We start from the raw sequence: 14,473 nt of genomic DNA, 5'->3' as shown, positions 1-14,473 counted from the left end.
CGATCGGTTTGCTGTGGCGACGGTGTCTCGCGAGGGGGCGCACCCTACGCCACTCACTGGTGACCGCCAGCTCGAGAGTCACTACCTGTGCGGCAGGTCGTGTGATTTATATCACTACCGAATCTGCTGGTCGTGAGACTGCGCGACAGTGAGTCGATGCAGGTGGACCCGCTGGGCGAGATCTTCAGCGTCGGCTTCTTCCGAAACCTCGACCCGTCGGAGGTGGTGCGCCGCTTCAGCAAAGGCGACGACTCCGGCCAGGAGTCGGACTTCGAAGAGCTCAACGACAGGATGGTCGAGTTCCTCGGCAAGACTGGCGGCGGGCACGGAGGCGGTCACGTGGGCGTCTTTCGGGCCGGTGCATGGAGCGTGGCCATCGAACCGGTCGGGTGGTGGATGACTGACCGCAAGACGCTGGCGGAACTATCGCGAGACTGTGAGGTCCTGGCGATCACCATCCACGGCTACGCCGAGCACAGCCTCGAGTACGCGATCGACGGGACGATCGTGACCGGCCACCGACTGGAGTACCCGCATATCCGTTGGGGTTGCGACCCCGACCGGCTCAACGACTACATGCGCGAGCTGGGCATGGAGCTGGACATGACCGACGATGACTATGTTTATGACGCCGATGAAGACGAGAGCGACTCGGACGCCTGGGACATCAGCTACAGCGCCATCGTGCCGAGAGCCTTCGCCCTGGCGGCGAAGGTCACTGGGGTGTCGTTCACGGCAGACATGCTGGACCAGCCCCTGCTCGTCGGACCTATCGCCTACCGATGGTCACCTCCCGACCACACCACCGCTTGACCCGACGCCGCCGCAATACCGTTCGCGGGCGCGGGCGCCCGCATCGACCATGTCGAGCAGACTGTGCTCACCATGCGCAAGCTCTACGCCGACCCCGGCTACCGCCCGGCGCCCGCGCGTCCGGAAGGCCCGGCGGTGCTGATCGCCGCATGGGGAAAACGGTTGCTGCGCATGGCCGCTCAGCACGCCGATGTGGTGAGTCTGTCCGGTGCCGTGCCCGCGAAATCCGGGCTGCCGACCGCCGCCGACCCGGACACGCTCGCCGAACGCGCCGAGTACGTGCGCGCCTTGCTCGGTGAGCGTCGCGATCAGGTGGAAATCAACGTCGCCATCTGGGGCGTGGCCTCCCCGTCCGAACGCGACACCCTTGGCCAACAGGTGCGCGCGTTTCTGCCCGGATTCACCGACGACCAGATCGATGCCACCCCCACGGTCATGGTCGGCACTCCTCGGCAGATCGCCGAAAATGTGCGCGAATTCCGCGAGCGCCACGGAATCACGTATTTCACTGTGCAGGAACCGGCTATGGAGAGATTCGCACCGGTCATCGAACTACTGAAGTAGCCGGCCCGAGCGGTTGCAGCAGCGGGCCGCCAGCAGGACGACATCCAGCCGGATCACGGTCCCACTGGGTCGAATAGCGCGCGTTGGCCGGTTGCGCCCGCCTCGCTCCGACACCGGCGCACGTTGCCGGTCTGACCATGCGCTGGAACTCCGGTCCGGTCGAGGGCCGGGTCGATCACATCAAAATGATCAAGAGGCAGATGTGCGGACATCCGGATCAGCGACGGCTGTAAACACACCTGTCAGCGTGTTACTCGCTACGAGATACCTTGCCCTGAATCTGAGAGTCGCTTGTTCCGCCGTAGTCCGCATACATGTAGGTCGCCGAAACCACCCGGCTACTGCCGGCCTCACACTTCGGATCGCGCAGGCGAGTAAACGCGAACCCGTTGCCGGTACCAGGCTGATACAGCAGCAATTCGGTTGCCGGCGGACCCGCCCGAAATGGCATCTCGTCTCGGAACGAAATCGCGGTCGGCGGGGTGGTTTCGACGCTGGCCGTGCCGTTACGCAAGGTGACCAGGACCCCGAACATGTTGTCCGGCGCATCCTTCGGCGGATACCACTGTGTCACGTCGCCCGTATAGACGGCCGTCTGTCCCTCGTCGATCCAGTCCGACACGTTCCTGCCGCAATGGGCGTCGGTGACGAGCCCGGCCAGGACACCGGACGGGGTGCCGATGCCCGTGATCAGCGGCGGAATCGTGACCACCGCACTGACGAGAATGGCAACTACCAGCACTGCTCCGCCGCGCATCGAGGCGGCACGCGTCCGACCGGATCGGTTGCTGTACAGGTGCACGAAGGCTGCCGTGAACGCTGCGGCAACTGCGAAGCACGCCGCGACGACGCTCGTGTCGAGGCGTCCGGGTAGCTCCGGCCTGTAGTCGGACAAGTACAGCTCGGTTCCCACCCACTGAGCGAAGAAACTGGCAACTATTCCACCCGCGATGGTGCCGCCAGGCGCGAACGAGTATGGCAACAGCCCGAAAAGGCCAGTGACGAACAGCACCGGGCTGATCACAAACAGGAACGGCCAATAGACCGCGAAGTTGGCGGCGAAGCGTCCACCCGCTTCGAGATCTTCTGCCGGCCCCGAGAACAGTCCGAGCCCGATCGCCAGCCACGCCGCAGCCAGCGCGCCGACGGCAATGACCTGCAATATGTACGCGAGACGGTTCAAGCGATTCCGCGATGTATCACGAGCAAACACGCGGTCACTCTATCGACCAGTTATGTCCGATCAGGTGACCAAATGTGGAGAAATCGTGCAGGTCCGGTAGGGATTCCGAAGTCGCGGAGCCCCAACCTGTTCAGAGGACATCGCGAGTACAGCAGGATCGGCGGCAATTCAGATACGCCCAGCGCTGGCCAATAGCCTCGCCAATGGTGTTCGCCCCATGTCACGGGCGGCACAGCGAAGGCAGGTCGTTCGGGTCGCAGCGCTCGCCGCCCATGCTTGCAGCCCTTTGAACATTCTCAACTCGGCATTACCGAGCGTTCCAATCGAGCGGTGGATGCTCTGCTGAACCCGTGACCTACCCTGCCGTCGGCATTCGTGAACATCTTGAGGCGCCGCGACCGGGACGCAGTCACCGCGGGCCTAACCATGGCATGGAGCAGCGGAACGGTCGAAGGGCACGTCAACCGCATCATTCTCAAACGGCAAATGTTCGGCCGAGCGAAGACTGACCTCCTCCGAAAGCGAATCCTGTTGAGTGAGTGAACAACCCGGGATCCGCGATCGCTGAGTAGGCCCGGGGCGCGGTGGCGGGATTGCTCCTGCTCCGTTTCCCCGGACCTCTCGCCGAACCCGCCGTGCGCCTCTCAACGCAACGGGCTCTCCACGGTTTCTGCCGTCAGGCTGGTTGAAGAGTCGCCCATCGATTCGGGATCGTATGCCCGCGCCAGCGATAACGGGTGACCGTCACGCTGTTCAGGTCGAACAACACGGTCCCGTCCGCCGCCGTGATGGGCAGCCACCGCCCAGCGGGGGTGGTGTAGCGACGGCGAATGTCGGTCCAATTCCAGCGGTGCCGGGTCTGCAACATCACAATCATCCGTTTCCAAACGAACTTCTGGACAACGGCGAACCGCTGCTTCGCCACGGCATGCTTGAAGCAGTTGGACCAACCACGCAGAATCTGGTTGAGCCGGGTGATCACAAAGCTCAGACTCTGCTGGGACAACCGATGGGTCAGGGCACGGACTTTCACCTTCAGCGACCGGAGGGGCCGGTCACCGATGAAGGTGTAGACGAACCACTTATCCGAGCCACGCTTGCGACGCCACTGGATGTGGAATCCCAAGAAATCGACCCCGTCCGATAGGTGCCGCACCGTAGTTTTCTCCGGTGATAGCCGAAGCCCTAGCGGTGCAAGCACTTTCGCGATCTGTTCGCGTATCGCCTCGGTGTCGTGCTCGGTCCCGTGGACCAGCACGACGAAGTCGTCGGCGTAGCGGACGATCCGCCACGTCGGCAACCCCTTGCGGCGACGGTAGGCCCGCTTGGCCTCACTGGCCATCGTCGCGCCCGGCTTCCATGGCGCCATCACCTGCTCATCGAGCACGCTCAGCGCGATGTTGGCCAGCAGTGGCGAGAGGATGCCGCCCTGCGGGGTGCCGGTCATCGTGTCCTGATACTCGCTGAGCTCGGTGAGGATCCCGGCCTTCAGGAACGCTTTGACCAGCATCAGGACGCGTTTGTCGGTGACCCGCAACCGAACCCGGTCCATCAGGGCCGTGTGGTCGATCCGGTCGAAACACGCCTCGATATCCGCATCCAGCACCCAGCGGTAGCCGCGGGTGCCGTAATAGTGGATCTCGGCGATCGCGTCCTGCGCCCGCCGGTTGGGCCGGAAACCGTAGGAGACCGGCTCGAAATCGGCCTCGAAAATCGGTTCCAGCACCAGCTTGAGCGCGGCCTGAACGACCCGGTCGGTCACCGTCGGAATCCCCAAACGGCGGACTTTTCCCGCCCCGCCCGGTTTCGGGATCTTGCGCTCCCGCACCGGAACAGGCCGAAACGACCCGTCTTTCAACGAGTCCCGCAGGTCATTCAGGAACCCCGGAACCCCGATCAACTCCTCGACGTCGCTGACGGTCATGCCGTCGACGCCAGGAGTGCGAGCCCCGTGGTTGCCCGCGACTCGGTCGAACGCCACGATCAGCGTCGCCGGGTCGTGCACGAAGTTGAACAGGTCATCGAACCGGCGGCCAGGATCGGCCACCGCCCAACGGTGAAGCTTGGCCTGCATCTCCGATACCCGCCGGCGCGGCCCCACGGGCTCGATCGGCGTGGCGTCACCATTCGGTGGCGCGTCTTTCGGCATTGCAGCATCCGTCCTTTCTCGAAAACCGCTGCCGCCCTTCGCCATGTGACCGGCTTTCCCGGCCTCGGACTACTACGGCGGCTCCGCCCCACCCGGCCCGTTCGACGGTCGATGCGTCTATCCCCAAGCTGCGCAACCGGATTGCTCGCCGCTCGGGGAACCTGACCGAATGGTTCCCGTGTTCGCTATGTTTCGCTCGACGAAGTAGGAGCCCAACTGTGTCCCTGCGGCATCGCCACGAGTACGCCGTAGACCTTCCCCGTGGCCTCCGGACCGGCTTTCGTAAACCGATCCAGGAGTTCCCCAACCACCACGAAAGTGGCGGGTGCGCACCGCTTCCTGCCCAGATCCGCCAGGTTCGAGCAGGCGGCACATAAAGGGACGTAACAACGCTGGTTCCTCGCGTACTCCTCTTCATCCCGCTCGCCGGACCCGCACCATCTGGCAGTACTGGCCACGTCCCGGCTTTGTCAGGGCCGCTCCCACCCTCCCCGGCACCACCCGGATCAGGCTGCCCTCAGCTCCATCGACCTGCTACGACAGGCCGACGATGAAGGTCTCTCACCTCCATTCGAAACACAGCGCCTCACGGCGCAAACCAAATTTGTGCCAGATCCCGGATTAGCGTGCCGTTGACAATTTAGCGTTGGATGCGGTGGGCGAGCTGGACTCGAGATCGGCGGAATGTTTTCTGCCAGTGCAGTTCATCCTGTGTCATCGAAGGTCACTATCGCGTGGTGTCGGCCACTACAGTCGCGATCCGTATTGCAGCGACCAGAGCGTCAGGAGCGGGGTTGCTGAGAAGGAGATCGAACCCTGGTGCTCGCATAATCAATTCGCCGTGCTCGACATCGGTGCCTCGGGCGGCGAGATCCGCGACGACGTCCGGATAGGGCCGATGGTAGAGCTCGACCCCCTCGTAGGCGACCGACTCGGCCGGCGAGGAAATTGCGATCGAGATCATGTGATCGTTCTCGTCGAAACCGAGTTCCAGGCCATGGGCGATGTAGCTGTCCACGGCTGCGGGACCGTAAGGAGACACACTTTCAAAACATCCCCCGAGACGTTCGCGAAGCTCGTCGCGACCGTCACCCAACTGGGCCAGCTCGATGCCCACATGAGGTATCAAGACGTGACGCTTGATCGGTGTTGTTGCCCACTCACCTACGAAACCCCCTATTGCGGCGCGGTATCCGCGCGGGTACATCCCCACCACTTCTGCCGTCTCGTGGTCGTTGCCTTTCCTCCACAGATGGAATCCGAGGTCAGGGAAATCACAGCCGCCGTGTTCCATCTCAATACACCGCGCGCCGTGCGCGGCAAGTTCATCTCGGACCTGCTCATAGGGCAATTCGAGCAGTGGGACGTCCTCGTAAACGGTATCGGGGTCGGTCAACTCCAGGTAGTGCAGGCGCTCGAGATGGTCGTGATGCAGGATCAGCCCGAGCTCCACGTAGTGGTCGGTCAGGCCGATTTGCGTGCTGCCCTTCCGGAACGTTTCATGCTGGCCGAGCCGGGCGTGCAGAGTCGCTCTCTCCTCCCCGAACCGCGCTTCGGCCACACCATCGAAAGGTCGCACTTCATACATCACGTACACCCGGCCTTCGTTCGGTAGTCGATTACGGCGCGATCAGTGTGAAGCCCATGGCTGGGGATCGATACATCGGTAGCTTCCCAGGCCAGGGAAGGCACAACCTGGAACGTCCTGCCCTGTGTGTCAATCCCCTCGAAGTGTGGAGGGTTCCTTTATGCGGCCTCGTCTCGTGACAGGGCTACTGCGGCCTCCGCTCGGACGGTCGCCATGTGGGTCTCGTAGTCGATTGGCGATCTCCCGCCGCACAGGGAGTGGCGGCGAGCGGAGCGGTTGACAAACCGAACGACGCCAGAGAGAGTGGTCGCGTCCGCCCCATCGGGGCGTGTTACGCAAGTGGGGGGTTGATGTCGATTTCAGAGATGACCACGCTTTGCCGCGAGGTGGAGTGATGGCTGGCGGGTTCTACAACCACTATGATGACCCCGATGAATTCTGGGATGAGGAACCTCTCGAGCCGAGCCCTGAGGCTTCTCCTGCGCCGTCGGCGTCTGCGCATCCTCATCCCGCAGGTCGGTCTTCTTCGTACAGTCCGCCCCCTCCGGTAACTTCCCCTCCTCCTGTCGCACACCCTCTCTCGTTCAGTCAGCCTTCTCCTCCCCCTCGCAATACGGCACCCACGCCGAGCTCGTCGGCCGGTCCGATGATCAGGCTCGGCATCACCCCACCTGAGAAATCGTCCTTGGTTTCCGTGGAGGTGGGTTCCGATCGTCTGCCCATAGGTATCGCGCTGGGTCGTAGCTGGAAGAATTCGTTCGATCCGTCGCAATACGGCCGGTCGATTATGGACGCCTATCGCTATGGGCTCTATGTGATGGCTGCTCGCATGGTCGAGTCCGGAGCGCTGCCTCCATCCACAGTGCCGTCGCTGCGTGATGCCGCTCCGTTGCTGTTGAGGACCCGTACTATCGACGAGTTTCGGGAGCTGTACGATCATCTATTTCTCGAAAATCCAATTACGGTTCATGGGCCGGGGCGTAACGCGTACGGTCAGCCAGCGCTGACAGTCACCGCAACGGAGTCCAAGCTGATCTCGATCGATATCGATCCTGGATGGGCGGAGGGGACCGATGCGAATTTCATCGCCCAGGACATTCTCGAATGCTGTCAGCAAATTCGAGCGAAGAAAGCCCAGCCTGTGCAGGACGTATACCTGGATCAGGAATCGGATAGCGAGTTGGCCTCGCGAGTCGTGCAGCATGAGCAGTATCTATTGCAACATGGATAGGGGTGGCGATGTATCGCGATGGGTATGGCCGAAGTCTCACGCATCGGGCGATGAAGTGTATCCAATAGAAGTGCAGAGTTGATCGAGAGGCGAGGCGGCCTTCCGTCGCATCGCTAATTTTGAGCACTTGGACAGCGTGACCTAATGCGCCTGGGGATGGGCGCCATTTAGTGAGTAAGCATATCAAAGTTACGATCAGAATGGACGTTGGATTCTTGTGGCCGAATTGACGGAAGCGAGCCTGGCGCAGCTCAGGGACACCTTCTCGCAAAAGGTGGATGAAGTCAAGAAGACGCCGGACAAAATCAATAACGCAGTCGACGATTTGAAGTACGTCGCACCCCTGGTGTACATGAAGGTGAGCGAAGTCAGGGATGACATACAAGAGACCCTCTCTGACCTGTTCGAGAAGCTCAAAGAGGCCGTTGAGGGGATGTTCGCCCCCTGGTTATTCCTGGATTACGCGGCCAAGTGGCAAGTCATAGGTTCCCAGGTCCGCGCGTGTAATGGCATGCAAGGTAACCGTGATTTGAACATGGAGGGGCGATGGGATGGGAGTGCTTACAAATCTTTCAAGACGACAAAGGAAAGTCAGCAGGCGGCCATGACCACCATCGACAATATGTGCACCACTATTCACGACAAACTTATTACGGTGGCGGAAGAGGGGCAGAATCTCTATCTGAACATCGTCAACAAACTGTCGACGATAATTGCTCAGGTTGCGACGTTCGCCGAGGAGACGGCGGGCACACTTGGCGTTGCTTCGATCTGGACCATCAACAATTTGAATTCGGCTATTGTGGCGGCCGTTGAACTCATCGTCCAGGCACTTACCGACTTCGTAAAGACCGAGAGCAAGGTGTACGTCGCCAGTCAGGATCTCAAGAACCTTGTCAGGGCCCCGAGCGGGTTCGATGTTGCTAAATCGGGCAAAGTGACTTGGCCGAGCAGTGCAAGTGATCTGTTCGATAACAAAGACGACGATTGGAAACAGGACGGAGCAGCGTAATGTGTGGACATTCGTCGGCCGGCGAGGATATTTCTGTGGCGTATGCGCGATCAACGGAAGGCCGTGGTCATCTCTATTCGGCTCAGAAGATCATAGCTGCGGTGGCGGGTGTGTTCGTTTTGGCAGCGTGTGGTGCAGGGGAGGTTGTTACGCCGACTGCGGAGTCGAGTTCTCCAGCAGTGCCGACGGCAAGCACCGTGGCATGCACTGAGACAGAATTCTACTCGCGGAACTCCGACGATAAATATTTGACAGCGGAACTTTCGAAAATGCAGTTTCCTGCGGGAACCTGCTTGTTCATGGTGAACACGGGCTATGCGCTCGACAAACCGGACACAAGACACATTACTGTTCACCTCGACGTGGCGGCCTCGACGAGTCCGGACGATCTACGTCCGGTTGCTACTGATATCGCACACGTTCTCAAGAAAACTGAAATCGGGCAGCATACCTCGGTCGTAGATATCAACAACTGGGGCACCGCGAAGCCGAAGTACCGAACGCTTCTAACCGACGAAGACTTCCAAGAACACCCGTGGAACGGCGTGCCATCCAAGGAGGCCGAGATGGCGATCTGGAAGATTGTGGATCCAAAATGATGGGGGCGTCCGTAAATATCTTCCAGAAAACGAATAGCTGCGGAGTGATTGTCTATGGCTAGAGATTTGAATGTTGACCTCGATCTTCTCGAGAAGGTTTCCAAGGTTTGGCTGAACGATGTGGCGCCAGAATTGGGGAAGACAGCTGCAGACATCGACGCGTTGAAATACACTGTCGTGCAGTTCGGGCCCCTCTTCGCCGGTATGTGGTTTGAATATTCCCAAGCGGCTGATTTCATTCAAAACCGCCTCAACGAGGCCAAGCCCGTGGCTGAACAGATTGGCAATGCGCTGCATACAGCCCGCACCAGCTTCGGGCAGCAACAAGAACAGCAAGCGCGAGATACAGAGAAACTCAAGGAAGCGGTCGACAATCCAGGAAATTAGTACGCGGTCCGGATGACAACCGTCATGGTGCCCGCGATCTAGCATCCTGGTCAATTCGGTGATCCGGTCATCCGGCGGCGCCGCCGCGATGCGGTGGTGAGCCGCACCCTCGGCCGACTTCCGGCCGTGTCGGCATCCGGGAGCCGCCTCCGGCCGAGTTGCGCGGAAGGCGGACTGCGGCGAGTACCCCGTGTCGGCGATGGTCCCGAGGGCATTTCGGCCATTAGAGGGGGCTGCCCTGACAGGGGCTGGCATCCTTGTTGGCACTCCAGCAACCTGCGACGTAACGTCCGTGTCATGTCTAAGCAATTATTCAGCGAATAGGCGCAGTGCAGGGCCGCTGTCGGCAGGACATGCCTCGACATATAGGGCGAGATGAACGGCGATCGAACAAAAGACGAAAGGCGCTCCGGCAAGGGCGAGACCGTCCTTCTGAGAAGAAGTCTCCGTGCCTCGCAAAAGATCTGACCATGCTGGTCCCGGCGCTGTCCGCGCCGCACGCGTCATGCAGTGCTGACCGGTCCGATTCTCGACGGCAGTGACACATCATGCTTTCCATCGAGTGCCGGTACGACCCTGGGCCGATGACGGTCGTGCAAGCCAAAGTTGTACGGTGGCTTCATAAATCGTGCGCCGCCCAATATTGCCGTCATCGCCGCGAAGCCGCCGAGGTCATCGCCGCGGACACGGCGCGGCGGCAAGCGCACACCGCGCGGCCGCCGGACCAGGTGCATTCGCCGGCTAGTGGGTGACTCCAGATGACCGACGTATCCCCGGCCGTCCCGGAAAGTGAGGTGCACCTGGGGGTGCATCTAGGTGATCACGTCTTCGATTACCGGGCCGCGGCATCGGCCGCACGTAACTTCATCAAGGATTGGCGGCGAATGCATTGGGAGGCAATCGATGTGCTGTGCGACAGCATCGAGGGTCTGCCCCGATTGCCGTGCGAGAGGCTGTTCGTGCAGTGGTGAAGAAGCCGACCGGGTGCCGCATTCCGGACAACGATGTGCGGGACAGGTCAACGGCGACCATGCGGCACCCACGCCGACGAAACATCGCTCAGCGAGCCGGGCAGCCGGTCACCTGTGTTCGGCCGTCTATTCCGCGGACAGGCGTTTCGGGAGCGCGAACACTCCTGCGGCAATGGCGATGAGGATGCCGATGGCCCACCACAGGGTCTGCGCGAAGGTGTGAGACATGTTGTGCGCGTTGGCTTGTAGTCCGGATCGGGTGAGCGCCTGTTGGAGCGGTTCGGCGAACGGTTGTCCGGCTGGGGGCTGGCAGCTGGCGGGTACGGCGGTGGGGTCGGTCGCGGCGGAGCGATCGTGGACGCAGGCACGGAACTGGGTCAGGATCTGCTCTTGGGCGGAGGCCGGGATGTCGAGGTCGGTGAGTTGTTGTCGTAGCGCGGGGCTTGCGGCGGCGGTGCCATGTGCTGAGGTCTGGTCGAGTTGAGTGAAGAAGAAGACACCGGCCAGCGCGACACCGAGGGCCATGCCGACCTGCTGGATCGTCGACAGCTGCCCGGACGCGGACCCGGCATCGTGTGCGGAGACCCCCGACAGGATCAGGTCTACGGCGGGGGCGACGAAGAGTCCGAATCCGAATCCGCTGACCGCGAGTGGCGCGAACGTCTGCCCAGAGGTGATGCCGGCACCGTAGCGCGCGGCCAGATACAGGTACATGCCGAATCCGGCGGCATTGATCAGCGCGCCCGCGAACATGACCAGCCGCCCGTAGCGCGGCACGAACACCTGCACGCTGGTCGCGGCTCCGGCGGCAGCGGCGACCGCGAACGGCGACGCGCTCAGCCCGGCCCGCAGCGGCGTCCAGCCCAGCCCGGCTTGCAGATACAGCGTCCATACCAGGAAGTAGCCACCGAGCGCGATCCAGAACAACAGCCACACGATCATGCCCGCGGTGAATGTGCGGGCCCGGAACAGATCCAGCACGACCAGCGGTGATCCGACCGCCGCGATCCGATGCCGCTCGAAGACCACGAATACCGCCAGGACAAGCGCGGATGCGGCCATCAGCCCGAATGCCCATACCGGCCAGCCCAGGGCGCGTCCCTCGGTCAGCGGATACACCAGCAGCAGCACCGCACCGATCGCGAGCACGGTTCCGATCGGATCCAGTCGGTCCGCGGTGGCCGAGCGGGACTGCCGCACCAGAACCATCGCCGCCGGCACGGCGAGCACTCCGACGGGCACATTGACCAGGAAGATCGGCCGCCACGCCCAGCCGAACAGATCGGCCTGCACCAGGATTCCGCCCAGGATCAACCCGGCCACCGACGCCGAGCCCAGCACGCCACCCCAGATGCCGAGCACCTTGCCGCGCTCGGCGATGGGGAACGACACCTGCATGATGGCCAGAATCTGCGGGACCATCAGCCCGGCCGTCGCGCCCTGGACCACCCGCGCGGTGATCAGCCAGGCCGGGCCCGTGGCGATCCCGCACGCCAGCGAGGCGACCGTGAAAAGGGTCAGTCCGACCAGCAGGATGGTTTTGCGGCCGAATAGATCGCCGAGTCGGCCGCCGGTGATCAGCAGCGCCGCGAACCCGAGCAGATAACCCGACACCACCCACTCCAGATCCGCGTACGGCGCGTCCAGATCCCGCTGTATCGTCGGGAGCGCGACGTTCACGATCGTCACATCGAGCAGATCCATGAACCCGGCCACCAGCAGCACCACCAATGCGAGCCAGCGCCGCCGATCCGGCGTCGGTTCGATCGATACCTGTGTCGGGAGCTCGGGCTGGATGTCGGATATCTTGCGCATCGGCTCGCCCTCCTGTTCGGCCATGCGGAGGTGGATCCGCTGGCGTGTCATGTCACCCCGGTTTCGGCCGTCATAGATATGACGGATCACGACCCGTCGACATGACAGACGGATCGGAACGGGAAGGAGATATCGCCGATGACCGATGAGACCCAGTGGCTCGGGCAGCGTTTCGAAGACCACCGCGCCCACCTCACCGCCGTCGCCTACCGGATGCTCGGGTCGGCGAGCGAGGCCGATGACGCGGTCCAGCAGGCATGGCTGCGGCTGGACCGCGCCGACACCGCGGGCGTGCGCAACCTGCGCAATTGGCTGACCGCCGTCGTTGCCCACATCTGCCTGGACATATTGCGCGCCCGCAAGGCACGCCGCGAAGAGTTGGTCGGCGCGCTACCGGCCGATCTGCCCATCGTGCCCGCGGACACCGTGGATCCCGAACAAGAGGCGGTAATGGCCGACTCGGTCGGGCTCGCACTACTGGTCGTGCTCGATACCCTCACCCCCGCCGAGCGGCTGACTTTCGTATTGCACGACCTATTCGATCTTCCTTACGCAGAACTCGCCCCCATCCTCGGCCGCACCCCGGCCGCGGCCGCGCAACTGGCCGTCCGTGCCCGCCGCCGCGTCCGCGGCACATCCATTGTCGATACCGACCGCAGCATCGCCGATGAACGCGCCGTTGTCGACGCCTTCCTCATGGCGGCCCACGCCGGTGATTTCGACGCGCTCATCGCCGTGCTCGACCCGAATGTCGAACTGCATGCCGATGGCGTCGCCGTACCCAGCGGACAACCGGTCCGTATGCACGGCGCACGCCGCGTCACCGCCAGCGCCCTCATGTTCTCCGCCCGCGCCCGCCACACCCGCCCCGCCCTCATCGACGGCCATGTCGGACTGGTCGTCGCACCCAACGGAATCCTGGACTGCCTCCTCGCCTTCACCATCACCGACCACCGCATCACCACCATCGACATCATCGCCGACCCCCAACGCCTCGCCACCATCTCGCTCGCCGTCCCCGACATGACGCAGCTGCCGAGGCCCGAAGCCTAGCGGCGGAACAGCTTTCGCTCAGCGCTATACGGTGCTGTTTCAGTGGCAGCCGTCGGGCCACCGCGTCCGTGCCGCGCTACTCGCCGCGGCCTTCGACTGGTCGATGACCCAAGCGCGGGCCGCATGGATTGCTGGGACCGGTCCGCGCCATGGGAGTGCGGCCCCGGCACCGCTTACGTCAGGGGGTATCGGCGAACGGAATCGCCTGGCCCGTCGCAGTCCTGCGGGCCGTTGTGCCGCGCGGCGCTCACCGTTGGCGGGGATTGCGCCCCTCGATGTCTGGATACCCTGCGAAGTGCAATCAACCGAAAAGCGAGAGGTAGCAATATGATCCGTAAGGTTCTTCTGACAGTCACGGCTGGCATCCTGATCAGCACACCTGCTACAGCTTCGGCCGATGTCGCGGTTCCTGAATTCATCGCCGACCAGCCCGCTACCGCGCAGGAGGTGGCGGTCAGCACCGGATCGGGAGTGGCGGACGCCGTCATCAATGGGCTGATTGCCGCGATCTTCGGTCCGAATGATCCATCTACGTGCAAATTCCCCTACTGCTTCTGAGGATTTGCCGCTGAGATATAGCGAGAAGGCCCCGGTGTCTTGCTGAACCGGGGTCGCCTCAGCACAGGCGTCAGCGATGGCCGTTGACAAATGCCACGATCTCATCCAGCCCGGGTTGATACCCGTCTGTCGTGTCGACCTCGATCGCGGGTACCTCCAGCGAAACTCGATCGAATTCGCACGGTACTTGGACGGTATCGGTGTGCGGTACGGAATGTGCTCGCCGCAAGGGATTTTCACTGGTTCGCTGGTGAATTCGGGTCATCGCGATCGCGGGGTCGACCGCGCAGTGCACGATTCGAATTGCGGCGAGATCGCGCAGTGGCTCGAGTCCGGGCCGCCACAGCTGATCCTGAAATGCGGCCTCCGCCACAACGGTGACTCCCGCTCGGAGCAGGAGTTCCACTGTGGCGAAGAAGGTCGGCAGCGTTCGCAGACTCAACGGCAGATCGCCGGACACCCCACTCTCGTGGCCAAGGCGTGTGCGAGCGTTGTCTTCCCAGCTCCCGGCGATCCGCTCACTACGACGAGGGTGGGCAGACGCGTCATG

The 14,473-nt window shown here is 62.5% G+C and carries 15 protein-coding genes; 9 read left to right on the top strand and 6 right to left on the bottom strand.

The window, feature by feature from the left end:
• Window positions 1-132 precede the first annotated feature (132 nt).
• Window positions 133-813 (top strand): DUF6461 domain-containing protein, encoded by a 681-nt coding sequence (locus ACQP2D_RS36840; protein ID WP_433680538.1) that lies wholly within the window; start codon window positions 133-135, stop codon window positions 811-813.
• Between the two features lie 72 nt (window positions 814-885).
• Window positions 886-1,377, top strand: a complete 492-nt coding sequence (locus tag ACQP2D_RS36835) for a hypothetical protein (protein ID WP_433680537.1) — start codon at window positions 886-888, stop codon at window positions 1,375-1,377.
• Window positions 1,378-1,627: 250 nt separating this feature from the next.
• Here the strand turns inward: ACQP2D_RS36835 and ACQP2D_RS36830 are convergent, their stop codons facing one another.
• The 3 genes from ACQP2D_RS36830 to ACQP2D_RS36820 all read right to left on the bottom strand — a co-directional run bounded on the left by ACQP2D_RS36830 (window position 1,628) and on the right by ACQP2D_RS36820 (window position 6,297).
• Window positions 1,628-2,590: a hypothetical protein gene (locus tag ACQP2D_RS36830; RefSeq protein WP_433680536.1), complete on the bottom strand. Its 963-nt coding sequence runs from the start codon at window positions 2,588-2,590 to the stop codon at window positions 1,628-1,630.
• A gap of 646 nt (window positions 2,591-3,236) precedes the next feature.
• Complete coding sequence (gene ltrA / locus ACQP2D_RS36825) at window positions 3,237-4,607, bottom strand: group II intron reverse transcriptase/maturase (RefSeq protein ID WP_433677708.1); 1,371 nt, start codon at window positions 4,605-4,607, stop codon at window positions 3,237-3,239.
• Between the two features lie 829 nt (window positions 4,608-5,436).
• Window positions 5,437-6,297 (bottom strand): hypothetical protein, encoded by an 861-nt coding sequence (locus ACQP2D_RS36820; protein ID WP_433680535.1) that lies wholly within the window; start codon window positions 6,295-6,297, stop codon window positions 5,437-5,439.
• A 646-nt stretch (window positions 6,298-6,943) separates the two neighbouring features.
• Here ACQP2D_RS36820 and ACQP2D_RS36815 point away from each other — a divergent pair.
• The 5 genes from ACQP2D_RS36815 to ACQP2D_RS36795 all read left to right on the top strand — a co-directional run bounded on the left by ACQP2D_RS36815 (window position 6,944) and on the right by ACQP2D_RS36795 (window position 10,497).
• Window positions 6,944-7,528, top strand: coding sequence for a hypothetical protein (locus ACQP2D_RS36815; protein ID WP_433680534.1), 585 nt, complete (start codon window positions 6,944-6,946; stop codon window positions 7,526-7,528).
• 217 nt (window positions 7,529-7,745) lie between these two features.
• Entirely contained in the window at window positions 7,746-8,540 is a 795-nt protein-coding gene (locus ACQP2D_RS36810) for a hypothetical protein (RefSeq protein WP_433680533.1), read from the top strand.
• A gap of 35 nt (window positions 8,541-8,575) precedes the next feature.
• Window positions 8,576-9,139, top strand: coding sequence for a hypothetical protein (locus ACQP2D_RS36805; protein WP_433680532.1), 564 nt, complete (start codon window positions 8,576-8,578; stop codon window positions 9,137-9,139).
• Between the two features lie 54 nt (window positions 9,140-9,193).
• Window positions 9,194-9,526: a hypothetical protein gene (locus tag ACQP2D_RS36800; RefSeq protein WP_433680531.1), complete on the top strand. Its 333-nt coding sequence runs from the start codon at window positions 9,194-9,196 to the stop codon at window positions 9,524-9,526.
• 758 nt (window positions 9,527-10,284) lie between these two features.
• Entirely contained in the window at window positions 10,285-10,497 is a 213-nt protein-coding gene (locus ACQP2D_RS36795) for a hypothetical protein (protein ID WP_433680530.1), read from the top strand.
• 126 nt (window positions 10,498-10,623) lie between these two features.
• Here the strand turns inward: ACQP2D_RS36795 and ACQP2D_RS36790 are convergent, their stop codons facing one another.
• A complete protein-coding gene (locus tag ACQP2D_RS36790) occupies window positions 10,624-12,363 on the bottom strand; it encodes an MFS transporter (RefSeq protein WP_433680529.1) in 1,740 nt (579 codons plus the stop codon).
• 87 nt (window positions 12,364-12,450) lie between these two features.
• Between ACQP2D_RS36790 and ACQP2D_RS36785 the strand changes: the two genes are divergently transcribed.
• Together ACQP2D_RS36785 and ACQP2D_RS36780 are read left to right on the top strand one after the other, a co-directional pair.
• Window positions 12,451-13,365, top strand: a complete 915-nt coding sequence (locus ACQP2D_RS36785) for a sigma-70 family RNA polymerase sigma factor (protein WP_433680528.1) — start codon at window positions 12,451-12,453, stop codon at window positions 13,363-13,365.
• 327 nt (window positions 13,366-13,692) lie between these two features.
• Window positions 13,693-13,923: a hypothetical protein gene (locus tag ACQP2D_RS36780; protein WP_433680527.1), complete on the top strand. Its 231-nt coding sequence runs from the start codon at window positions 13,693-13,695 to the stop codon at window positions 13,921-13,923.
• A gap of 70 nt (window positions 13,924-13,993) precedes the next feature.
• Here ACQP2D_RS36780 and ACQP2D_RS36775 read toward each other — a convergent pair whose 3' ends face one another.
• Together ACQP2D_RS36775 and ACQP2D_RS36770 are read right to left on the bottom strand one after the other, a co-directional pair.
• Window positions 13,994-14,383 carry a hypothetical protein gene (locus ACQP2D_RS36775; protein WP_433680526.1) on the bottom strand — a complete coding sequence of 130 codons (390 nt, stop codon included), beginning with the start codon at window positions 14,381-14,383 and terminating at the stop codon, window positions 13,994-13,996.
• Entirely contained in the window at window positions 14,362-14,472 is a 111-nt protein-coding gene (locus ACQP2D_RS36770) for a zeta toxin family protein (protein WP_433685874.1), read from the bottom strand. The genes ACQP2D_RS36775 and ACQP2D_RS36770 overlap by 22 nt, the downstream gene beginning before the upstream one ends.
• Between the last annotated feature and the right edge of the window lies 1 nt (window position 14,473).

This window comes from Nocardia sp. CA-119907 (genome assembly GCF_050955995.1).
Lineage (GTDB): Bacteria > Actinomycetota > Actinomycetes > Mycobacteriales > Mycobacteriaceae > Nocardia.
The sequence above is the reverse complement of the archived record's forward strand: the minus strand, read 5'-3'. Positions and strand labels throughout refer to the sequence as shown.

Coding starts and splice junctions, on each gene's coding strand:
- ACQP2D_RS36820 (WP_433680535.1), bottom strand. CDS start 6,297: ATGTATGAAGTGCGACCTTTCGATGGTGTGGCCGAAGCGCGGTTCGGG.
- ACQP2D_RS36790 (WP_433680529.1), bottom strand. CDS start 12,363: ATGACACGCCAGCGGATCCACCTCCGCATGGCCGAACAGGAGGGCGAG.
- ACQP2D_RS36795 (WP_433680530.1), top strand. CDS start 10,285: ATGACCGACGTATCCCCGGCCGTCCCGGAAAGTGAGGTGCACCTGGGG.
- ACQP2D_RS36800 (WP_433680531.1), top strand. CDS start 9,194: ATGGCTAGAGATTTGAATGTTGACCTCGATCTTCTCGAGAAGGTTTCC.
- ACQP2D_RS36785 (WP_433680528.1), top strand. CDS start 12,451: ATGACCGATGAGACCCAGTGGCTCGGGCAGCGTTTCGAAGACCACCGC.
- ACQP2D_RS36780 (WP_433680527.1), top strand. CDS start 13,693: ATGATCCGTAAGGTTCTTCTGACAGTCACGGCTGGCATCCTGATCAGC.
- ACQP2D_RS36815 (WP_433680534.1), top strand. CDS start 6,944: ATGATCAGGCTCGGCATCACCCCACCTGAGAAATCGTCCTTGGTTTCC.
- ACQP2D_RS36835 (WP_433680537.1), top strand. CDS start 886: ATGCGCAAGCTCTACGCCGACCCCGGCTACCGCCCGGCGCCCGCGCGT.
- ACQP2D_RS36770 (WP_433685874.1), bottom strand. CDS start 14,472: ATGACGCGTCTGCCCACCCTCGTCGTAGTGAGCGGATCGCCGGGAGCT.